Annotated in this window: 18 protein-coding genes; 10 read left to right on the top strand and 8 right to left on the bottom strand. The window is 72.2% G+C overall.

Translation table 11 applies throughout. From position 1 onward, the window contains the following. Positions 1–35: 35 nt before the first annotated feature. The 4 genes from D5H75_RS17025 (at position 36) to D5H75_RS17010 (ending at position 4,044) form a co-directional block, all read left to right on the top strand. A complete protein-coding gene (locus D5H75_RS17025; protein ID WP_119927435.1) occupies positions 36–923 on the top strand; it encodes an ABC transporter substrate-binding protein in 888 nt (295 codons plus the stop codon). A 52-nt stretch (positions 924–975) separates the two neighbouring features. Beyond that, the gene (locus D5H75_RS17020) at positions 976–1,839 is read left to right on the top strand and encodes an amino acid ABC transporter permease (RefSeq protein ID WP_119927434.1); all 864 of its coding nucleotides are present in this window, start codon (positions 976–978) and stop codon (positions 1,837–1,839) included. Continuing rightward, a complete protein-coding gene (locus D5H75_RS17015) occupies positions 1,836–2,582 on the top strand; it encodes an amino acid ABC transporter ATP-binding protein (RefSeq protein ID WP_119927433.1) in 747 nt (248 codons plus the stop codon). Before D5H75_RS17020 ends, D5H75_RS17015 begins: the two co-directional genes overlap by 4 nt. Positions 2,583–3,000: 418 nt before the next feature. Then, positions 3,001–4,044 (top strand): TerC family protein, encoded by a 1,044-nt coding sequence (locus D5H75_RS17010; protein ID WP_242454288.1) that lies wholly within the window; start codon positions 3,001–3,003, stop codon positions 4,042–4,044. Between the two features lie 231 nt (positions 4,045–4,275). Here the strand turns inward: D5H75_RS17010 and D5H75_RS17005 are convergent, their stop codons facing one another. Then, a complete protein-coding gene (locus D5H75_RS17005; RefSeq protein WP_242454287.1) occupies positions 4,276–5,799 on the bottom strand; it encodes an APC family permease in 1,524 nt (507 codons plus the stop codon). A 145-nt stretch (positions 5,800–5,944) separates the two neighbouring features. Between D5H75_RS17005 and D5H75_RS17000 the strand changes: the two genes are divergently transcribed. Next, a complete protein-coding gene (locus D5H75_RS17000; protein ID WP_119927431.1) occupies positions 5,945–6,838 on the top strand; it encodes a peptidoglycan recognition protein family protein in 894 nt (297 codons plus the stop codon). A gap of 147 nt (positions 6,839–6,985) precedes the next feature. Here the strand turns inward: D5H75_RS17000 and D5H75_RS16995 are convergent, their stop codons facing one another. Beyond that, entirely contained in the window at positions 6,986–8,320 is a 1,335-nt protein-coding gene (locus D5H75_RS16995) for an MATE family efflux transporter (protein ID WP_119927430.1), read from the bottom strand. Positions 8,321–8,956: 636 nt separating this feature from the next. On the opposite strand from D5H75_RS16995, the gene dnaB reads away from it, so the two are divergent. After that, the gene (dnaB, locus tag D5H75_RS16990; protein WP_119927588.1) at positions 8,957–11,629 is read left to right on the top strand and encodes a replicative DNA helicase; all 2,673 of its coding nucleotides are present in this window, start codon (positions 8,957–8,959) and stop codon (positions 11,627–11,629) included. 133 nt (positions 11,630–11,762) lie between these two features. On the opposite strand, the gene D5H75_RS16985 is transcribed toward dnaB, so the two are convergent. The 3 genes from D5H75_RS16985 to D5H75_RS16975 form a co-directional block, all read right to left on the bottom strand. Beyond that, entirely contained in the window at positions 11,763–12,386 is a 624-nt protein-coding gene (locus D5H75_RS16985; RefSeq protein WP_119927429.1) for a DsbA family oxidoreductase, read from the bottom strand. Between the two features lie 59 nt (positions 12,387–12,445). Beyond that, positions 12,446–14,014, bottom strand: coding sequence for an MFS transporter (locus tag D5H75_RS16980; protein ID WP_202638232.1), 1,569 nt, complete (start codon positions 14,012–14,014; stop codon positions 12,446–12,448). Between the two features lie 332 nt (positions 14,015–14,346). Further along, the gene (locus tag D5H75_RS16975; RefSeq protein ID WP_119927427.1) at positions 14,347–14,922 is read right to left on the bottom strand and encodes a TetR/AcrR family transcriptional regulator; all 576 of its coding nucleotides are present in this window, start codon (positions 14,920–14,922) and stop codon (positions 14,347–14,349) included. A 67-nt stretch (positions 14,923–14,989) separates the two neighbouring features. Here D5H75_RS16975 and D5H75_RS16970 point away from each other — a divergent pair, with 67 nt between their 5' ends. The 4 genes from D5H75_RS16970 (at position 14,990) to dnaN (ending at position 19,422) form a co-directional block, all read left to right on the top strand. Beyond that, positions 14,990–16,141: an FAD-dependent monooxygenase gene (locus D5H75_RS16970; protein WP_242454286.1), complete on the top strand. Its 1,152-nt coding sequence runs from the start codon at positions 14,990–14,992 to the stop codon at positions 16,139–16,141. A gap of 75 nt (positions 16,142–16,216) precedes the next feature. Continuing rightward, a complete protein-coding gene (locus tag D5H75_RS16965; RefSeq protein ID WP_119927426.1) occupies positions 16,217–17,095 on the top strand; it encodes an NAD(P)-dependent oxidoreductase in 879 nt (292 codons plus the stop codon). Between the two features lie 297 nt (positions 17,096–17,392). Continuing rightward, positions 17,393–18,184, top strand: a complete 792-nt coding sequence (locus D5H75_RS16960; RefSeq protein ID WP_119927425.1) for a hypothetical protein — start codon at positions 17,393–17,395, stop codon at positions 18,182–18,184. Between the two features lie 113 nt (positions 18,185–18,297). Further along, on the top strand, positions 18,298–19,422 hold the full coding sequence (gene dnaN / locus D5H75_RS16955; RefSeq protein ID WP_119927424.1) for a DNA polymerase III subunit beta: 1,125 nt from the start codon (positions 18,298–18,300) through the stop codon (positions 19,420–19,422). Between the two features lie 84 nt (positions 19,423–19,506). On the opposite strand, the gene tsaA is transcribed toward dnaN, so the two are convergent. From tsaA to D5H75_RS16940, 3 genes are all read right to left on the bottom strand, one after another. Further along, positions 19,507–19,908, bottom strand: a complete 402-nt coding sequence (gene tsaA, locus D5H75_RS16950) for a tRNA (N6-threonylcarbamoyladenosine(37)-N6)-methyltransferase TrmO (RefSeq protein ID WP_119927423.1) — start codon at positions 19,906–19,908, stop codon at positions 19,507–19,509. A 15-nt stretch (positions 19,909–19,923) separates the two neighbouring features. Then, on the bottom strand, positions 19,924–21,234 hold the full coding sequence (locus tag D5H75_RS16945) for a helix-turn-helix domain-containing protein (RefSeq protein ID WP_242454285.1): 1,311 nt from the start codon (positions 21,232–21,234) through the stop codon (positions 19,924–19,926). 144 nt (positions 21,235–21,378) lie between these two features. Then, entirely contained in the window at positions 21,379–21,906 is a 528-nt protein-coding gene (locus tag D5H75_RS16940) for a PH domain-containing protein (protein ID WP_119927421.1), read from the bottom strand. Between the last annotated feature and the right edge of the window lie 43 nt (positions 21,907–21,949).

Raw genomic sequence — 21,949 nt, 5'->3', positions numbered from 1 at the left:
CCCGTCTTACCTGTTTCGTGTGCGAGGAGAGTCTGATGCTCAACGCGGGGACCCGGGGACGGGCTCGTGGGGCGGTGCTGGGTGTCGCGGCGCTGGCGGCGGTCGTCGCCGGGTGCGCGCCGGCCGACAACACGCCGGCGGCCACGGCTTCCGCGGGCGGGAGCCCGGCCGCGGCATCCTGTGAGAAGTCGCAGCTCAAGCTGGTCAAGCCGGGCACGCTGACGATCGGGACCGACAAGCCCGCGTTCGAGCCGTGGTTCAAGGACGACAACCCGGCCAACGGGCAGGGCTTCGAGGGCGCGGTCGCCGCGGCGGTGGCGGGCAAGCTGGGGTTCGCGCCCGGCGAGGTGACCTGGACGACCGTCGGGTTCAACCAGTCGTTCGCGCCGGGGCCGAAGGCGTTCGACTTCGACATCAACCAGATCTCGATCTCCGACGAGCGCAAGAAGGCCGTGGACTTCAGCGAGGGCTACTACACGGTCAAGCAGGCCGTGGTCGCGAACGCCGACTCGCCCGCCGCCAAGGCCAAGTCCCTAGCCGACCTGAAGAACGCCAAGCTGGGCGCGCAGGTGGGCACGACCAGCCTCTCCGCCGTCGAGGAGGCGATCAAGCCCGCCGAGCGGCCCAGGGTCTACGACAACCAGAACGACGTGGTCAGCGCCCTGAAGAACAAGCAGGTCGAGGCCGTCGTCGTGGACCTGCCGACCGCGTTCTACGTGACGGCGGCGCAGGTCGAGGGGTCGAAGATCGTCGGGCAGTTCCAGTCGGGCGGCCAGGCCGAGGAGTTCGGGCTGCTGTTCCAGAAGGGCAACCCGCTGGTCACGTGCGTCAACAAGGCCCTCGGCGAGCTGAAGGCCTCCGGCGAGCTGGCCAAGATCGAGCAGAAGTGGATCGCCCAGGCGGGTGCCCCCGAGCTGAAGTGAGCCCCGCCCCGAGCCGCCCCTGAGCACGAATCGAGCGCGAAGTGAGCGCGAAGTGAGCACCACCACCGCCGTCTGGGAGAAGAGCGAACGGCAGCGCGAACGCGAACGCCTGCGCCGCCGCGCCGCCGTACGCTCCGGATCCATCGCGACGGTCTCCACCGTCGTGTTCGTCGTGATCGCGGCCTGGGCGATCGTCAACTCGCCCGGCTGGCCCCGGGTGAAGGAGACGTTCTTCTCCGGCGAGGCGTTCGCGATGTCGTTCCCCGAGGTCCTCGCCGGTTTCTGGAAGAACGTCCAGATCTTCGTGATCGCCGAGCTGCTGATCCTGCCGCTCGGGCTGCTCGTGGCCGTCGTGCGCGGGCTGAAGACGCCGGTGTTCTTCCCGCTGCGCGCGCTCGCGGTGGCCTACACCGACATCTTCCGCGGCACGCCCACGCTGCTCGTGGTCTACCTGATCGGGTTCGGCCTGCCCGCGCTGAACCTGAAGGGCGTGCCGTCCGACCCGATGGTGCTCGCGGTGATCGCGCTGACCCTGTCGTACGGCGCCTACGTCGCGGAGGTGTTCCGGGCCGGCATCGACACCGTCCACCCGAGTCAGCGGGCGGCGGCGCGGTCCCTGGGGCTGGGGCACCTGCAGACGATGCGGTTCGTCGTGCTGCCGCAGGCCGTGCGCCGCGTGGCGCCGCCGCTGCTCAACGACTTCGTGTCGCTGCAGAAGGACACCGCGATGGCGTCGGTCATCGGCGTCATCGAGGCGCTGCGGCAGGCCCAGATCGACGCGGGCAAGATGTTCAACTACACGCCGTACCTGGTGGCGGCGCTGCTGTTCGTCGCGCTGACGGTCCCGATGGCGCGGCTCACCGACTACCTCGCGGCCCGGGCGACGCGGCGCCGCGGACCGGGAGGCGGCGTATGAGCCCGCTCCTGCGCGTCGAGGGCCTGTGGAAGCTCTACCACGGGAACCCCGTCCTGCGCGGCATCGACCTCGACGTGAACGCGCACGAGGTGGTCTGCCTGATCGGCGCGTCCGGCTCGGGCAAGTCCACGCTGCTGCGCTGCGTCAACCTCCTGGAGACCGCCGACGACGGCGCGATCTTCCTGGAGGGCGAGGAGATCACCGACGTGCGCGCCGACCCGGACCGCGTACGCCGGGGGATCGGCATGGTGTTCCAGGCGTACAACCTGTTCCCGCACATGACGGTGCTGGAGAACGTCACGCTGGCCCCGGTCCGCGTCCACGGCCGTCCCCGCGCTGAGGCCGCCGAGCTGGGCCGGGAGCTGCTGGCCCGGTTCGGCCTGCTGGACAAGGCCGGGGAGTACCCCGACCGGCTCTCCGGGGGCCAGCAGCAGCGGGTCGCCATCGTGCGCGCCCTGGCGGTGCGGCCGCGGCTCATGCTGCTCGACGAGGTCACCTCGGCGCTGGACCCCGAGCTGGTCCTCGAGGTGCTCGGCGTCATCCGGGAGCTCAAGGAGTCCGGCATGACCATGATCCTCGCGACGCACGAGATGGGCTTCGCGCGGGACATCGCCGACACGGTGTGCTTCCTGGACGGCGGCGTCCTGCTGGAGAAGGGCACCCCGGAGCAGATCTTCACCGATCCGCGCGAGCCCCGCACCCGCGAGTTCCTCCGCCGCGTCCTCGACGCCCGCCGCCTCTAGCCCCGCGTCGCCGTATCGGCTGCCGCCGTATCGGCTGCCGCCGTATCGGCTGCCGCCGTATCGGCGGTCGGCGGGTCGCCTGTCGCCGCTCGTCCGCCGTTCCGTGTGCCCGCCGTTCCGGCTGCTCAGGCCGTACGGCAGGCGTACGGCGGGCGGGGGCGGGCTCTCGGCCGTACGGCGGGGCGGCGCGGGGGTTCTGGCGGCCTTCGCGGGGGTCTGTGGGCAGGTCAGGGGTCCTGCGTATTTTCTTTGGGCGGATTCGGGCAATACCATGGCGTCAGACAGTGGAGGGGAGTACTCCTTCGCGGCCGCGTCGTCATCACGGATCCCCAAGGGTCCCGGCGCGGTCGGTCCGCGGCTCAGCGCGGGCGGAGAAGACCTCCGGCAGACGTACCATGCGCCAGTCGGAGGAGCACACATGCCCCCACCTATGTCCGTGCCCATGTGGGTCTGGGGCGCGGCGGTAGTCGCGCTGCTCGGGCTCATCCTGATCGACCTCATCCTGGTGAACCGGCGGCCGCACGCCATCAGCGTGGGCGAGGCCGCCAAGTGGGTCGTCTTCTACGTCGGGACGGCCATCGCCTTCGGCGTCGGCGTCTGGATATTCGGTGGCCCCGAACAGGCGGCGGCCTTCGCCACCGGCTACATCACCGAGTACTCCCTGAGCGTCGACAACCTGTTCATCTTCATGATCATCATGTCGAGCTTCGCGGTGCCGGCGATCCACCAGCACCGGGTGCTGCTCATCGGGATCATGATGGCGCTGGTCATGCGCGGGGTCTTCATCGCCGTCGGGGCGCAGGCGGTGCAGCAGTTCTCCTGGATCTTCTGGCTGTTCGGCGGCATTCTGATCTACACCGCGTGGAAGTTCGCGTTCAGCAAGCAGGAGAGCGAGGAATACGACCCCAACGGCGGGCTCGTCCGGCTGGTCCGCAAGCTGTTCCCGGTGACCGACGACTACCACGGCCCGCGGCTGACGGTCCGGCACGAGGGGCGGCGCATGCTGACCCCGATGTTCATCGTCATCGTGGCGATCGGCGGCGCCGACCTGGTGTTCGCGGTCGATTCAATCCCGGCGATCTTCGGCATCACGCAGGACGCGTTCCTGGTCTTCGCGGCCAACGCGTTCGCCCTGATGGGCCTGCGCCAGCTCTACTTCCTGCTCGGCGGGCTGGTGGAGAAGCTGGTCTACCTGTCGTACGGCCTGGCCGTCATCCTCGGCTTCATCGGCGTGAAGCTGGTCCTGCACGCGCTGCACGAGAACGAGCTGCCGTTCATCAACGGCGGTGAGCACGTCACCTGGGTGCCGGAGATCAACAACTGGGTCTCCCTCGGCGTCATCGTGTCCGTGCTCGGCGTCACCACCCTGCTCAGCATCCTCAAGAGCCGCCGGGACGAGCGGTCGGGCGAGATCACGCCCGCGCCCGCCGACCCGGAGGCGGCGGACACGCCGGCCCGCTGACCGGCCCGATCCTCCGTCCCCCGGCCAACGGCGTCCGGGGGACGGTCCACTCATCCCACGACCGACGCCCCTCGCCCCGCCGTACGCGCAGGCCATGCCGTACGGCGACGCGAACGCCCGCCCGGGCCGTATGGCGACGCGAGCGCCCCGCCCGGGCCGTACGGCAGCGCGAGCACCCGGCCGGCCGTACGGCGACGCGAGCGCCCGGCTCAGCCCGTACGGCGGGGGACCCTAGCGGGCGTGGCGGCCGCCGCGGCGGCGGGAGTAGGACTGGGGGGCGAGCATGCTGTGGCGGCGGCCGTACACCAGGTAGATCGCGACGCCGACGACCATCCAGATCCCGAAGATCATCCAGGTCTTCCAGTCCAGGTTGAGCATCAGCCAGAGCGTGAGCAGGGCCGACAGGATCGGCAGCACGGGGTTGAGCGGGACCCGGAAGCCGCGCGGCAGGTGCGGCATGCGGACGCGCATCACGACCACGCCGGCCGCCACGAACAGGAACGCGAACAGCGTGCCCATGACGACGAGCTGTTCCAGCGGGAGCACCGGCACGGCCTGGGAGATGACGATCGCGGTGCCGCCGATGGCCAGCGTGGCCATGGACGGGGTGCGGTAGTGGCTGCTCAGTTCGGCCAGGCCGCGGGGGAGGAGCCCGTCGCGGGCCATGGAGAACACGACGCGGGTCTGGCTGACCAGCAGCACGAGGATGACCGTGGTGAGGCCGAGCATCGCGCCGATGTCGATGACCTTGGTCATGAAGCCCAGGTTGAGGGAGTCGAAGGCGGACACGAGAGGCGTGTCCTTGTTCAGCTTCTCGTGCGGGCTCATGCCGACCATGACGACGGCGACCGCGATGTAGATCAGGATGACCAGGACCAGGCTGCGGATCATGCCCTGGGGCACGTTGCGCGGCGCGTCCTCGGCCTCCTCGGAGGCGGTGGCGATGAGGTCGAAGCCGATGTACGCGAACGCGATCACCCCGGCGGCGGCGAAGATGCCGCCCCACCCGAACACGGTCTCCCCGCCGATGATCATGGACCAGGGGCTGACCGAGGTGTGCACCCCGGCGGCGGCCTCCTGGACCGGGGTCGGCATCGGGGTCAGGTTGTCCACGTCGAACCGGGTCGCGCCGACCACGATGACCGCGCCGATCGCCACGAGCTTGCCGATCACCAGCACCCACAGCGCCTTCACGCCGAGGCGGGCGCCCTGGGCCACGATCGCGGTGAGCGCGAGCAGGATGAACAGCGTGAACAGGTCGAAGCCCTCGCCCTGGCCGACGAACCTCCCCAGTGACGGGGGGATGACCACGCCGAAGTCCTCAAGGGCCCGGGTCATGTTCATGGACCACAGGCGGGCCACCACGGCGGCGGCGAGCTGCAGCTCCAGGATCAGCGCCCATCCGATGATCCACGCCCAGAGCTCGCCGAAGATCACGTAGGTGAACGAGTAGGCGCTGCCCGACGAGGGCATCGTCGAGGCCAGTTCGGCGTAGCACAGGGCGGCCAGCAGGCAGATGATGCCCGCGATCATGAACGAGAGGATCACGCCCGGGCCGGCCGTGTTGTGGGCGAGGCGTCCGGCGAGATTGAAGATGCCGCCGCCGATCATCACCCCGAGGCCGAGCACGACGAGGTCACTGCGGACGTAGACCTGGCGCAGGCGGTGGCGGAATCCGGTGCGCAGATTGGTGAGGTCGGTGGGCGGCTGCTTGCGCAGGACCGACGAGGACGGTTGCTGAAGATCGATGGACACAGCGAACCCGATCGTGCCTGAGTGATGCGTGCTATTCGGGGCAAAGCATGGCGCAATATGCCGCATTTGTTCAAGAAGGCGGGCTATGTGATCTGCCTTCTCGGACCTTTGTGCAGTTTTAGGCTTGTCCGAAACTCCTGCGGGCATGGACCCGGACGAGTTCTCAAGGCCGTTCCGGCCGAGGTGGGAGTCCCCGAGGACCCACGATCGGTCGGAGGTCACATTGTCAGTCGAACGCAGGTCGGTGCTGGCCAGGGGGACGGTACTGGCCGGAGGGGCGCTTCTGGCGGAGGCGTCCGGATTCGCCGTGGGCGCGTCCGCGTCCGCGGCGACGGCGGCCATGCGCCGTCCCAAGATCTATACGCGTGCCGATTGGGGAGCCAGGCCGCCGAGAAGGCGTGCGGTCCTGGTCAACAAGCGGCCGGAGTACGTCGTCGTGCACCACACGGCGAGCGGCAACACGAAGGACTATGGGCTCGATAGGGCGTTTCAGCTCTCACGGGCCATTCAAGCGCATCATATGAAGAATAACGGCTGGGAGGATACCGGTCAGCACTTCACCATCAGTCGTGGTGGACACATAATGGAAGGCCGAAACAGAACCCTCAGGGCGATCAATTCCGGTCTTCACGCCATCGGCGCCCACGTCGCCAACCACAACAACCGCTGTGTGGGCATCGAGAACGAGGGCAACTACACCCGGGCCATGCCCCCGGACGAGTTGCTGGAGTCGCTGGCCCACCTCACGGCGTGGCTGTGCGAGGTCTACGACCTCAACCCGTACCGCGCCATCATCGGCCACCGCGACCTGAACTCCACCGGCTGCCCGGGGCGGCTCCACAAGATCCTGCCCCTGCTCCGCCGCGAGGTGGCGGCCCGGCTGCGCCGCCGCTCGTCCGTGCGCCACGAGCACACCCTGCAGATGGACGTGGACATGGACCTCGACTGGGACGAGTCCGGGCCGCCGTTCCGCGTGCAGGGGCCCGCGTCGCCGTTCGACCACGGCCCGGCGATCGGTCCCGCCGACATCACCCGCTGACGTCCCGCGTCCGCGCGAGCCGTACGGCACCGGCCCCACCCGGCTCCGGCCGTACGGCTCCCGCCCGCGGCGCGGGGCCGTGCGGGCGGCGGGGAACCCGGAGGCACCGGCCTGGTTCCGGGCTGTTTCCGGGCTGGTTCCGGAGTGTCAGGCGGGGACGCCGGTGACCAGCCAGGACGTGCCGCGGGCGCGGAGGGAGAGCGTCACCGCGCGGGAGAGCATCCACAGGGCGATCGCCGCCCACAGCGCGATCAGCCCGCCGTCGAACACGATCACGAGCCAGGCGGCGGGCAGGAACGTGAGCGTGTTGACCACGCCCGTCCAGGCCAGGTAGCGCTGGTCACCGGCCCCGATGAGCACTCCGTCGAGCACGAACACCAGCCCGGCGATCGGCTGGAGCAGCGCCACGGCCCACAGCGCGGCCAGCAGCTCGTGCGCCACGCGCGCGTCGGGCGTGAAGATCCCGGGGATGTGCGGCCGGGCGGCGACGACCAGGAGCCCGAGCACGACTCCGCTGCCCACGCCCCAGATCACCATGCGGCGGGTGGCCGAGCGGGTCCCCTCGACGTCGCCGGCCCCGAGCGACCGGCCGGTGATCGCCTGCCCGGCGATCGCGATCGCGTCGAGCGCGAACGCCAGCAACGTCCAGATCTGGAACGCGAGCTGCTGCGCGGCCACCTCCACGTCCCCGACGCGCGCCGCGATCGCCGTGGCCACGACCATGACGACCCGCAGGCTGAGCGTCCGCACGAACAGGGCGAACCCGGACGTGCCCGCCGCCTTCAGCCCGGCGAGGTCCGGCGAGAGCGCCGCCCCGTGCCGCCGCGCGCCCCGCACGACGGCGATCACGTAGACCACGCCCCCGGCGGTCTGCGCGATCACCGTGCCCCACGCGGACCCGCTGACCCCCCAGCCCAGCCCGACCACGAACCAGATGTTGAGCAGCGCGTTGGCGGCGAACGAGCCGACCGACACGACCAGTGGGGTCAGCGTGTCCTGCATCCCGCGCAGCACGCCGGTCCCGGCCAGCACGATCAGCAGGCCGGGGACGCCGAGCAGGCTGATCCGCAGGTAGGTCACCGCCATGCCCGCGATGTTGGGCGAGGCCCCGAGGAGGTCCACTATCCACGGCGCGAGCGGCCAGCCGGCCAGCGCCAGCACGCCGCCGAGCAGCGCGGCCAGCCACAGCCCGTCCATGCCCTGCCGCATCGCCCTGGCCATGTCCCCGGCCCCGATCTGCCGGGCCACGGCGGCCGTGGTCCCGTAGGCCAGGAACACGCAGAGGTTGACGATCGTGGCCAGCGCGGGCCCGGCGACGCCGAGCGCCGCCAGCGGCCCCGTCCCGACGTGTCCGATGATCGCCGAGTCCGTGAGCAGGAACAACGGCTCCGCGACCAGTGCCGCGAACGCGGGCACCGCGAGCCGCAGAATCTCCCTGTCGTGCCTGCGCCCCGTCCCCCGGACATCACCCCGTTCACCCACGGATTCACCGTACTGCCGCCCGAAACCTCCCCAGTCGCCCCACCCCTCCCTGAGCACCGTTCCCCACCGCTATCGCCGGACGGATCCCGCCGGCCGCCCGGCTCCTGCCGTACGGCGGGCGCGCGCCGTACGGCAGGAGCGGGGACGGGAGCGCGGGGCCCGGGGCAGGCGGGGGAGCGGGGAGGCGCGGCGGCGGTCGCGGCGTAACGGCGCGAGGAGAGGCGGCGGCGGTCGCGGCGTAACGGCGCGGAGAGGCGCGGCGACGGTCGCGGCGGGTCGGGACCGGGCGCCGGCGGAGAGGAGAACGGCGGGTGTGGACAGAGTGAACGGCGTGTCGCGGGAGATTTCTTTTCTCCACAGGCTGTGATTTCTGTTTATGCAGGTCAGCAGCGTGTTGGGGACAACTCGGCGGAGAAATCCACAGGGCTGTCCACAGTTCGCCCACACCTTGGGGGCGGCTATCCCCAGGTTGTCCCCATGCTGATCACCAGGCCGCGTTGCCGCTCGCGCGGCGACCCGGCGACACTGGTGAGTCCGTACGCGACCCGGGGCCGGGAGTGACGGGCGAGGCGCCAGGGAAATGTCGGTGGCGCGCGCTAGACCTGGATGTAGTGGCCGAACGGCAGGGGGGTGCACGTGAGCGTTGCCGAGTTTCCGGCGCGAGAGGCGTCTTTCGAGCGCACGCCCCCCAACAACGTCGAGGCCGAGCAGTGCGTTCTGGGCGGCATGCTGCTGTCCAAGGACGCCATCGCCGACGTGGTCGAGGTCCTGCGCTCCGACGACTTCTACCGCCCGGCCCACCAGATCGTCTACGACGCCATCTTGGACCTGTACGGCCGGGGCGAGCCCGCCGACGCCGTCACGGTGGCCAACGAGCTGGGCAAGCGCGGCGAGCTGCCCCGCGTGGGCGGCGCGCCGTACATCCACACGCTGATCTCGGCCGTCCCCACGGCCGCCAACGCGGGCTACTACGCCAAGATCGTCCGCGAGCAGGCCATCATGCGCCGCCTCATCGAGGCCGGCACCCGCATCGTCTCCTTCGGCTACGGCGGCGCCGGTGAAGAGGTCGACGACCTCGTGGACCGCGCCCAGGCCGAGGTCTACGCGGTCACCGAGCGCCGCACCAGCGAGGACTACCGCCCGCTCTCCGAGATCATGCCCGGAGCCCTCGACGAGATCGAGGCCATCGGCAGCCGCGCCGGCCAGATGACCGGCGTCCCCACCGGCTTCCAGGACCTCGACTCCCTGATGAACGGCCTCCACCCCGGCCAGATGATCGTGGTGGCCGCCCGGCCCGCCATCGGCAAGGCCCTGGCCCTCGACACGCCCCTCCCCACGCCCGACGGCTGGACGACGATGGGCGAGGTACGGCCCGGCGACCATCTGATCGGCGCTGACGGCAAGCCCACGCGGGTCGTCGCCGCCACCGACGTGATGCACGGCCGGCCCTGCTACGAGGTCGAGTTCAGCGACGGCACGGTGATCGTCGCCGACGCCCAGCACCAGTGGCGCACCTCGACCCGGGCGGCCCGGAGGCAGACCCCGAAGGAACGGCGCGCCCGCCACTGGCCGGACGAGGCGATCGAGCGCGTGCGACGGGCCGTCGCCGCCTCCCTGGCCGACCCGGACCAGCCCATCACCCACCAGGAGGCCCTCGCCTTGGTCGGCCCCGAGTTCCGGCACGTCCTCCACACCGTGCAGGCCGAGATCGGCTCGTCGGGCAGGGTCGCGCGCGCGGTGGGCGGTCCGGTCCGCGATCACACCTGGGGCACGCCCGCCTATCCGCGCCTGGCCCTGTTCCAGGCCCTTCACGCGCGCGTGCTCCGGCCGAGGAACTCCGCGACCACGGCGGTGCACCGTGACGTGGTGACCACCGAGGAGATCGCGGCCACGCTGCGGTGTGGGAGCGATGACCGCCCCAACCACGCCGTCACGGTCGCCGCGCCGTTCGAACTGCCCGACCGTGAGCTTCCGCTCCCGCCGTACGCCCTGGGGGTGTGGCTCGGCGACGGGCACAGCGCCGGGGCACGGTTCACCACGGCCGACCCCGAGATCGTGGCCAACCTCCGTGACTGCGGCCTGGAGATCAGGAAGACGGCCCGCGCCTACGCCTACTCGATGAGGTTCCCCGACGCGGAGCGGGGCCGGCGCTCGCTCACCGGGGTCCTGCGCTCCCTCGGGGTGCTGGGGGACAAGCACATCCCGGCGGTCTACCTCCGGGCGTCGGATCGGCAGCGGCGGGAGCTGCTGGCCGGGCTGCTGGACACCGACGGATACGTCAACAGGAACGGGCGGATCCAGTTCGCCGTCACGAGCCGGCGGCTCGCGGAGGACGTCCTCGAGCTCGTCCTCAGCCTCGGCCACCGCGCGACGATGCGGACGAAGCGGGTCAAGGGCCGGACCGAGGCCTCCTCGACCTGCTACCTGGTCAGCTTCACGGCGGCCGAGCGCGTCTTCCGCCTCCCGCGCAAGGCGGCGAGGCAGGTGACCAGGACGCATCCGACGACCAACGTGCGCTACATCGTGGACGTGCGTCCCGTCGAGTCGGTGCCGGTCCGGTGCGTGGAGGTGGACAACGCCGACCACATGTACCTCGCGGGCCGCGCCTGCGTCCCCACGCACAACAGCACGCTGGGGCTGGATTTCGCGCGGTCGGCGGCGATCAAGCATCGGATGACGACCGTGATCTTCTCGCTGGAGATGTCGCGGAACGAGATCACGATGCGGTTGTTGTCGGCGGAGGCGCGGGTGCCGCTGCACACGATGCGCGCCGGGCTGATGAACGACGAGGACTGGACCCGGCTCGCCCGGCGGATGTCGGAGGTGGCCGAGGCGCCGCTCTTCATCGACGACTCGCCGAACATGTCGATGATGGAGATCCGGGCCAAGTGCCGGCGGCTGAAGCAGCGGCACGACCTGAGGTTCGTGATCGTGGACTATCTCCAGCTCATGAGCTCGCCGAAGCGGACCGAGAGCCGGCAGCAGGAGGTGTCGGAGATCTCGCGTGCGCTGAAGCTGCTGGCCAAGGAGCTGGAGGTCCCGGTCATCGCCATCTCCCAGCTCAACCGTGGTCCCGAGCAGCGGACGGACAAGCGCCCCCAGGTCAGCGACCTTCGCGAGTCGGGGTCGATCGAGCAGGACGCCGACGTGGTCATCCTGCTGCACCGGGAGGACGCCTACGAGCGGGAGTCGCCGCGGGCGGGGGAGGCCGACCTGATCGTGGCCAAGCACCGAAACGGCCCCACGGCGACCGTCACGGTCGCCTTCCAGGGCCACTACAGCCGCTTCGTGGACATGGCCGCCCACTGACGGCCCGGCCAGGGGGACGCGGCCGTCCGGACGGATCCGCCCGGCGCCGCGTCCGGGACGCCGCGGCCCGAGGGTGAGCTCGGTGCCGCGGCGCTGGGACGGGCGGGGCGGAGCCGCGCACGGATCGCGGGCGTCAGACGGTGGCCGGAGCGGCTTCCCTCAGGGCCCGCAGCAGGGTCTCCTCGGGCTGGGCGCCGGAGAGCGCGGCGCCGTCCCCGAAGCGGAACAGGGGGACGGCGGTCACGCCCGAGCGGCGGACCTTGGCCAGGTCGGCGCGCAGCTCGTCGCGGCCGTCGTCGGTCCAGGCCACGCCGGTCTCGGCGGCCAGGCGGCGGAGGACGGCCTCGTCGGCGACGTTCAGGCCGTCGGTGAAGTACGCCCTGAACAGCCGCTCGGTCATCTCCTCGCCCCGGCCCTGGGCGGCGGCGGCCGCGATCAGCCGGTGGGCCTCGAAGGTGTCGGTGAAGACCGCGCGGTCGAAGCGCAGGTCCAGGCCGTCCTTCGCGGCCAGCTCACGCATGCCCGCGGTCTTCCGCTCGGCCTCGGGGCCGAAGAAGCGCCGGTGCACCTCGGACAGCGGCTCGCCCGCCGGGGAGGCGCCCGGCTGGAGCTGGAAGGGCCGGAAGCGCACCTCGGCCCGCCCGCCCCCGGCCCGGTACCGCTCCACGGCCTTCTGGAGACGGGCGTATCCCAGGTAGGACCAGGTGCACATCACATCGAACACGAAATCCACGCGAACCCGCTTGTCATCTGACATGTCCCTCGGTTCCTCTCTCAATCGATCAGTTCATTCCGGTTCGTTCCGGGCCGACGCCTTCAGGCGCGTCCCGCGATCCGCCCGGCCCCCACGGGCCTCGCTGAGCCCGCATCCGCCGGGCCGCCCGCGCCCGCCGCCGTACCCGGGCCCGCCGCCGTGCCCGGGTCCGCCGAGGTGCTCGCGTCAGCCGTACGGCGGGGCGGGGCGACCAGGGCGCTGACGGCGAGGGCCGCGACGGCGCCCAGCCCGGCGACGGCATACAGGATCACCCGCCACACCTCGGTGAGCTGGTCCGCCAGGAAGGCGTGGTCCCCGCCGGTCAGCTTCCCGGTGGCGACCTGCCCGGCCAGCGCGGCGGAGCCGAGACGGGCCTGGAGCAGGCCGATCAGCAGCGACCCGAACAGCGCCATGACCAGCGTCTGCGTCCCGCCTCGGACGGTGTTGAGCAGGCCCGACGCCATCCCGGCGCGCGCGGCGGGGACCTGGCCCATCGCCTGCGCGTCGATCAGCCCGGCGGACAGCCCCATCCCCACGCCCACCGACACCAGCGGCCCGGCCAGCTCCAGCGCGCCCGCGCCCGGCCGCAGCACGGTCAGCCACGCGTTCCCCGCCGCGATCAGCAGCAGCGCGAAGGTGATCACGGCCCGGGGCGGCACCCCGCGGTTGACCAGCCGCCCGCCCAGCGCGGGCATGAACAGCACCGGCGCCGTCGGCATCAGCATCATCAACCCGGCCTCGCCCGCCGACGCCCCGCTCGCGCCCTGGAGGTAGCTGGGCAGGTAGGACAGGATGCCGCCGAACCCGGTGACCATCGCCACGGCCGCGAGCAGCCAGCCCATGAAACGCCGGTTCCGCAGCAGGGTCAGGTCCAGGACCGGGTGGGCCGTACGGCGCTCGGCCAGCACGAACACCACGAGCAACGCGATCCCGGCGGCGATCAGGAGGACGACCTGCGCGTTCGCCCACCCGGTCTGCGCGCTCCGGGTGATCCCCAGCATGACCAGGGCGAGCCCGCCGATGAACGACACGACGCCGGTCCGGTCCAGCCTGGGACGGGCGGCGGCCCGCGACTCGGCCATGAACATCGCGCCGACGATCAGCGCCAGCCCGGCGGCGGCGAAGATCCCGAAGGTCGCGCGCCAGCCGACCGCGCCGACCAGCCAGCCCGAGAGCGAGGGCCCCAGTGCGAGCCCGACGCCGGCGATCGTGCCCATGGCCGCGAACGCCCGGGTGCGCGAGGGCCCGGTGAACGTGGTGGCCAGGATCGCGCCGCCGCCGGCCATCACCCCGGCCGCGCCCACGCCGGTGATCGAGCGGAGCACGTCGAGCACGAGTATCCCGGGGGCGAACGCGCCGCCGAGCATGCCCCCGGCGTACACCAGCGCCCCGGCGAGGTAGACGCGGCGGCGGCCCAGGAGGTCGCCGAGCGACCCGGCGACGAGCATGAAGGAGGAGGCCATCAGGAAGTACCCGGTGACGACCCACTGGAGCGCGCCTCCCGAGGCGCCGAGGTCGGCCCCGATCAGCGGCACCGCGACGGTGGTCCCGGACATCGACATCGGCAGGGTCAGGAATCCCAGCAGCACGACCGCCAGCGTGATCGCGGGGCTGGAGCTTCGGGCTTTCAAGGAAGTGCTCCTATCTGGAGGAATCGGCCGACGCGGGCACCCCGGGCGCGCGCGTCTCTCCGTGCCGGAGCGGGCACGTCCACGGCGGCACCTCCACAAATTACAACGCTTCATGCAATTAGTAAAACGAGCGTTGCACTTCGCGACGGTGAGCCCCGCCCGGGCCGTACGGCGGCGCGGACGCGGAGGGAGCGGTCATCTCGCGGCGAGGGGGAACCGCTGTCCCGGGCAGGAGGAGCGGCTCTCGCGGGAAGAGGGGACCCGCTGTCGCGGGAAGAGGGGATCCGCTGTCGCGGGAAGAGGGAGCCCGCTGTCGCGGCGAAGGGGAGCGGTTATCGCGGGGAGAGGGAGCCGCGGAGGTGGTCGCGGATGGCGAGGCGGATCTCCTCGCGGGAGGGGGTGCCGCCCGCCCCGACCAGCGCGTAGAAGATGACGCCCTCGCCGTACGCGATCAACTGGCGCGCGTGCCGCACCGGGTCGGGCGAGCCCAGCGCGGCCATGAACACCGTCGCGGCGTCCCGGAAGCCCCGGCCGATCTCGTCGTAGCTCTTGCGCAGCTCGGGCCGCCGGTTGGCCTCCAGGGCCAGCTCGTAGCGCGCGAGCGTCCGCGTGCGGCCCTCGCTGAGCTGGAGCATGACGATCCCGGCCAGCGTGTCGGCCACCGTGTCCAGGTCGAGGGCGGCCCGGTCCGGGGGGCGGAAACCGGCCATGACCACCTGCTCCTGTTCGGTCAGCCGGTCGAGCGTCAGCTCCAGCAGCGCGGCGCGGGTGCGGGCGACGTTCGAGGTCGATCCGGGCGGCAGGCCGGCGGCCTCGTCCACCGCGCGATGGGTGAGCCCGTGGATGCCGCGCTCGGCGAGCAGGGCGATGGCGGTGTCGGCGAGGAGGGCGGCGCGCGGCGATCTCACGGATGCATGCTACCCATCAAACTACGTATGTAGTACGGTGAGACTACGTTCGTAGTTAAGGAGGCTCATGATGGCTCACGCGGCGATCGTCGGCGGCGGCACCGGGGGACTCACCGCGGCCGCGGCCCTCAAGCGGAAGGGCTGGACCGTCACCGTCCTGGAGCGCGCGCGTGCCCTGGAGCCCGTCGGCTCCGGGTTCGCCATCACGCCGAACGCCCTCCGCGCCCTCGACACCATCGACGCGGGCGACGCCGTTCGCGGGATGTCGGCCCTGCAGGGCGCCATGGGCCTGCGCACCCCGGACGGCGGGTGGCTCAACCGCACCTCCTCCGGCGCGCACCAGGAGCGGTACGGGGACCCGACCGTGGTCCTCCGGCGTTCCGCCCTCTCCGAGGTGCTGACGGACCTGGTCGGGGCGGACGCCGTACGGCTCGGCGTGAGCGTCGAGTCGGTGGACCCCGAGCGCGGCACGCTGGTGACCAGCGACGGCGAGATCGAGGCGGATCTCGTGGTGGGCGCGGACGGGATCCACTCCACGGTGCGCCGGACGCTCTTCCCCGGCCACCCGGGCCCGGTGTACTCCGGCGTGACCGCCTGGCGGGTGCTCGTCCCCGCGGACGGCCTGACCGTCGTGCCCGGCGAGACCTGGGGCCGCGGGCTGATCTTCGGGGTGATGCCGATGACCGGCGGCCTCGCGTACGGCTACGCCACCGCGCCCAAGCCCGCCGGCGACCGCGCCCCCGACGAGCGCGCCGAACTGCTGCGGCTGTTCTCCACCTGGCACGACCCGATCCCGTCGATGCTGGAGCGCGCGGATCCCGCCCGGATCCTGCGCAACGACGTCCACTACCTGGAGACGCCGCTCCCGGCGTTCCACCGCGGCCGCGTCGCGCTGCTCGGGGACGCCGCCCACGCCATGACCCCCAACCTGGGCCAGGGCGCCTGCCAGTCCATCGAGGACGCGGTCGTGCTCGCCCACGAGGTCACCGACGGCGGCGGACTTCCCGCGTACACCGCCGCCCGCCTGCCCCGCACGACCGCGATCGTCCGCCGCGCCGCCACGATCAACCGCGTGACGCGCCAGACCAACCCGGTCGCCGTCGCCCTCCGCGACGCCGCCCTCCGCCTCACCGCCCGCCTCGGCCCCGGCGCCATGCTCCGCCAGGCCGACGCCCTCTTCACCTGGCAGCCCCCGAAGTCGCCGGTACGGCACGGCTGACCGGCCCCGTCACGCCCGCGTGAGCCGTACGGCCCGGGCGGGCGTGAGGCGGGCGGGGACGGGCATGATCGGGTCATGGCCACTGTGGGATTCATCGGACTGGGCGCGATGGGCGGCCGGATGGCGCGCCGGCTGCTCGACGCCGGGCACTCGCTGACCGTCTGGAACCGCACGCCCGAGAAGGCGGAACCGCTGGTCAGGGCGGGGGCGATCGCCACGGACAGCCCCCGCGCGGCGGCGACAGGCGCGGAACTGGTGATCACGATGCTGGCCACCCCCGAGGCGCTCCGCGAGGTCACCGAGGGGCCCGAGGGCGTGGCGGCCGGAGTGTGCCAGGGGGCCGTCGTCGCGGAGATGTCCACCGTGGGCGCCGAGGCGGTCGAACGCCTGGTCACGGCCCTGCCGGAGGGCGTGGGGCTGGTGGACGCCCCGGTCCTGGGCAGCCTGCCCGAGGCCGAGGCGGGCACCCTCAAGATATTCCTCGGCGGGCCGAAGGACCTCGCGGACCGCGTGACCCCCACCCTGTCCGCCCTGGGCACCCCGCTCCACCTGGGCCCGCGCGGCTCCGGGGCCGCGGCCAAGCTCGTGGCGAACTCCACCCTGTTCGGCGTCCTCGGCGTCCTGGGCGAGGCCCTGGCCCTGTCCGACGCCCTCGGCCTCTCCCGGGAGGCCGCCTTCCAGGTCCTCGGCGCGACCCCCCTGGCCGCCCAGGCCGAGCGCCGCCGCCCCGCCGTGGAGTCCGGCGACTACCCCCACCACTTCGCCCTGTCCCTGGCCCGCAAGGACGCCACCCTCGTCACGGCCGCGGCCGAGCGCGCCGGCCTCCACCTCCGTCTGGCCCCCGCCGCCCGCTCCTGGCTCGCCGACGCCGACGCCGCCGGCTGGAGCGACCGCGACTACTCCGCCATCCTCGCCTACATCCTCTCCACCCCCACCCGCCCCACCCCGTCCTGACCGCCGCCGACGCCCTCCCCTGGATCCCCGCCCGCGAACTCGAACCGAGTCCGGGATACGAGCATCGCCTCGGCCCCGGGTGCGGCCGCCCGGGCCGGAGCCGAGGCCGGGGCGGAGTCGCTTTCCGGTGCCGTGATCTCGTGATCCCGCTTCGCGGGCGGGATCGGCCGAGGTGCCGGGGACGGCCGGGCTTGGAGCGGGATCGCGAGATCAAGACGGGGGTGGTCGGCGCTCGTGCCGTACGGCCCGGGTGGGAGCATGTGCGGGAGGCGTCGGGCCGGCCGGGAGGGGTGGGGGATGGGCGGGGACGAGCGGGTCGTGGTGCCGTTCCGATGGGATCCGGCGGATGAGCGGGTCGTCCGGGAGGTGACGGCTGGGGAGCCGGAGCCGGAGCTCTGGTACCTGCCGGAGCTGGTCCGATGCGCCGGGGAGGTGCTGGCGGCGTCGGAGGGCGGGGAGACGTGGTTTCTCGGGCGGTCGGCGGACAGCCTGTTCGACCTGCTCACGGGCGCGCTCGCGGGGACCTCGGCGGAGGGGCTCGCCCGGCACCTGACGATCTCGCTGGAGGGGGAGCCGACCCCGGAGGAGGTACGGCGGCTGCGGGGGTACCTCGGGGCGGTCGGGCTCACGCCGTACCGGATCAGGGGGCTCGGGCGGCCCGTGGTGTTCGCGGATCTCGTGGACAAGGGGGAGACGTTCGCGATCTTGCGCCGCGTGCTGTGCGACTGGGCGGGAGCGGAGCTTGACCTGCGGTTCCTCGGGATCGCGATGCGGGCGCGGCCGGACGCGGGGTGGACGGCGAAGCTGCCCCCGGGGACGGCGGCGGAGATCGTGATGGACGACCGCCTGTGGGAGTACCTCGCCTACGAGCAGGAGAAGCTGACCCCCTCCTTCCACCGCAGGCGCTGGGCCGAGACCTGGCTCGCCGAGCCCCGCCGCGACCGGTACACCCGCCAGGCCCTCGCGGAGGCGTCCGCCCTGGTCAGAGCGGGCCGGACGGCCGAGGTCAGAACGGCTCTCGCGAACGCCCTCACCCGCGGGGACCGGCGGAGCGAACTCGCGTCGGAGCTGACCCGAATCCCGCGCTGACCAGGACGAATACCACGAATTCCGGCGTCTTCGGCGGGCCCGGAATTGTCGGTGGCGACCGATAGCGTGAGATCAGTCAGGACCCCCCAAAAGGCTCTGAAAGGGCGACGAGAGTGAGAATTCTGGCCCAACGGGACGAGTTCGCCGACGCGGTCGCGTGGACCGCGCGCGGCCTGCCCACCCGTCCCTCGATCCCCGTGCTCGCCGCCATGATGCTCGACGTCGCCGACGGGCGGCTCACCCTGTCGAGCTTCGACTACGAGGTGTCCGCCCAGGCCGGTCTGGACGTCGGCGCCGAGGAGCCGGGCCGCGTGCTGGTCCCCGGCCGGCTGCTGGCCGAGATCGTGCGCAGCCTGCCCCAGAGCGACGTGCGCCTGGCGACCGAGGGCGCCGAGCTGGTCGTGACCTGCGGGGGAGCGGAGTTCGGGCTGCCCACGATGCCGGTCGAGGACTATCCCACGCTCCCCACGATGCCCGAGCGCGCGGGCGTGCTGGAGGGCGACGTGTTCGCCCGGGCCGTGAGCCAGGTGGTGGCCGCCGCGAGCCGCGACGACACCCTGCCCATGCTCACCGGCGTGCGCCTCGACATCGACGGCGGGCTACTCACGCTGGCCTGCACCGACCGCTACCGCCTGGCCGTCCGCCGCCTGACCTGGAAGCCCGAGGACCCCGGCCTCAAGGCCGGCGCGATGGTCCCCGCGCGGGTCATGGCCGAGACCGCCCGCTCGCTGCGCTCAGGCGTCGAGGTCTCGCTGGCCCTGTCCGCGAGCGGCGCCGAGGGGGTGATCGGCATCGAGGGCGGCACCCGGCGCACGACCAGCCGGCTGCTCGACGACCACTTCATCGACTACGAGAACCACCTGCCCAGGGAGTGGACCGGAAAGGCCGAGGTCGCCACCGCCCCCTTCATCGAGGCGATCAAACGGGCCGCCCTGGTGGCCGAGCGCACCACCCCGATCCGCCTCGACTTCACCGAGGGCGAGGTCCGCGTCCAGGCCGGCGGCGGCACCAGCGCGCGCGCCCACGAGACCCTGGAGGCCCGCCTGCACGGCGGCCCGGTCCGCCTCGGCTTCAACCCGCAGTTCCTCCTCGACGGCCTGGCCGGCATCGACACCGAGACCACCGAGCTCAACTACACCTCCCCCACCCGGGGGGTCCTCTTCACCACGCCCCCGGCCGCCGACGATCCCGTCCCCGCCTTCCGCTACCTCGTCCAGCCCGTCCGCCTGTCCCCCTGACCGAGGCCCGCCCCGCCCGCCTCAAGGCCGTACGGCGGGTGCCCATGCCGTACGGCGGAGCGAAAGGGCGCTCTGGGGCGGCCGTCAGCGCGTGGCGTCGAGGACCGGTTTCACGTCGATGACCGGGGTGCCGTCGATCGCCTCCAGGCCGGCCACCCGCACCCGCGGGCCGTCCACGGCGAGCACCCGCACCCGGTGCAGGCCGACGGGGTTGGGCCGGTCGGCGGAGCGGGTGCTGAAGACGCCGGTCAGCGGGTTGCGCGGGTCGTCGCGGGGGTGCACGGCGAGCACGGACCGGTCGGCCAGGTGCAGCCACGTGAGGACGAACACCTCATCGCCGGCCCGCAGGTCACGGACGCCTTCGGCCACCGCGGGATCGAACGCCAGCCAGGACTCCGGAGCCCCCTCCACCCCCTGCTTCGGCGCGCTCGCGCGATCCTTCAGCGGCGACTCGACGACCCCGATGGGCCGGATCTCGTACGCCACGGAGGCGGCGGGCCCTCAGGAGGCCGCGTGCGCGGCGGCCAGGGAGGTATCGGGGAACGGCATGGCCGGGCGCAGGCCCACCGCGTGGAGGGCGTTGCGGTAGGCCGAGGCCGACGCCTCGCCGTACCCGATGCGGCTGAACAGGTCGCCGAGCTCCTTCCACGCCTTGGCCACCTCGCGGGAGCGGGGCAGCTCCTCCAGGTGACCCGCGGCCGTCTGGAGCGAGTCGGCGGCGGCGCGCTCGTCGGAGTCGGCCATCAGCGCCATGCCCAGGACCGTGTGGGCCGAGGCGGTCTCCACCCGCGGCGTGCCCCCGGCGAGCTGGAGCGCCCGGCGGGCCAGCGGCACGGCCTCGGACGGATTGGCCATCAGCACCTTGACCCGGGCCAGGATGGTCAGGCACATCGCCTGGTGGGCGGGCTCGGCGAGGGAACGCTGCGCCAGGTCCGCGAACTCCTCGGCCCGCTGGATGCGCGGCGGCTCCCCGCGCAGCGCGATGCGGGCGCAGCCCAGGGCGAGCCGCGCCAGGTCCACGGACGTGCCGGCGTGCGTGCTCGCGGCCACGGCCTCGTCGGCCAGCTTGATCGCCAGCGCGGGCTCGGACGCGGAGGCCGCGCGCAGGCTCGTGTCCCACAGCACGTTGATCTCGTCGCTGCGGTCCACCGCCTGCACCGGCTGGGCGGCCAGCAGCACCCGCTCGGCGTACGGCACGGCGTTGGCGACGCCGGAGTCGTGCTCGGTGGCGACGAGGGCGGAGGCGAGCTGGATGGCGTCCTGCCCGCGCACCAGGTCGAGGCGCTCGGCGACCTCGAGCGCGGCCGACCCCAGCTCCCGCGCGCGCAGCACGTCGCCCGCGACCCGGTAGCACCGGCACAGCGCGACGATCAGCGACAGGTCGGAGAAGCGCTCCGGGTGGTGCGCCGCCTCCTGCCGCAGTTCCTCGTAGGCGCGTACGGCCTCGGGCAGCCGCCCGGCGGACTCCAGCGCGCGGGCGTGCCCGAGGCGGGCCATCGCCGCGACGGCGGGGTTGTCCTCGCTCTCGCTGGCTGCGATCGCGGCGAAGCGCTCGGCGGCGGCCAGCGCGTCGCCGTGGCGGAGTTCGAGCTCGGCGTGGCGCAGGCCGTACTCGGCGTCGATGCGCTGCCGGGGCTCGACCCCGTGCAGCAGGAAGTCCGCCGTGCACCCCAGGCGCTCGGCGAGCAGCCGGACCACGGCGGGCGTCGGCATTCGCTTGCCGGACTCGATGAGGGATACGTAGCTGTCCGACAGATCCGGGCCGGCCAGCTGAGCCTGCGACAGACGCCGGTTCAGCCGCAACGCTCGCACACGGTCACCGATGGAACCCTGACTCGGCATGTCATCTCACTAGACGGACAGGAGGCGGGCAATGGTGTCGCCATGATGGCACGTGGCGCACCGATCGGGTAACCCGAGGTGAAGAATCCGGGTCCGTTGCCCGCCCCAATCGGGTTAGTCGTCCGCTTCGTCCCTGTTTGGGAAAATCATCCCGCAGACCTCTAGATAGAGCTGTTCCGGGTACGGGATGAAGTCCACAGTTCGAAGTGCCTGGTCCTGACCTGCCGACTCCAGGATGAATTCGCCGTAACCGAGCATTCGCCCCATGATGGACCGCTGGAAGCTCATGTCGGTCACCTTGGCCAGCGGCATCATCGCCACCTTCCGGGTGATGAGCCCGGTGGTGTAGAGCATGCGCTGGTTGGTGACGACGAAGTAGTCAACCGACCATTCGGCGACCTGCCAGACGAACCGCACCAGCAACAGCAGCCAGGCCCACCAGATGATCATCAGGACGGGCCCGCCGTCGTTGCCGATGCGGTTGCTGAGCACTCCCGCCACGATCAGCCCGCCGAAGACCTCGGCGACGGGCCGCATCAGCACCGCAGGATGCTTGCGCACGGTGATGACCTGGTGCTCGTGGGGAAGGAGATACCGGTTGACCGACGCCGGCGCGGAATCGCCCGGCGTCACGAGCCTCATGTGAGGTCGCTCACGAACTTGGAGAGTTGATTGGCCGCGTTGA

The organism is Bailinhaonella thermotolerans, from assembly GCF_003594875.1.
Lineage (GTDB): Bacteria > Actinomycetota > Actinomycetes > Streptosporangiales > Streptosporangiaceae > Bailinhaonella > Bailinhaonella thermotolerans.
Note: the sequence above shows the minus strand (reverse complement) of the source record. Positions and strands in the feature narration are given on the sequence as shown.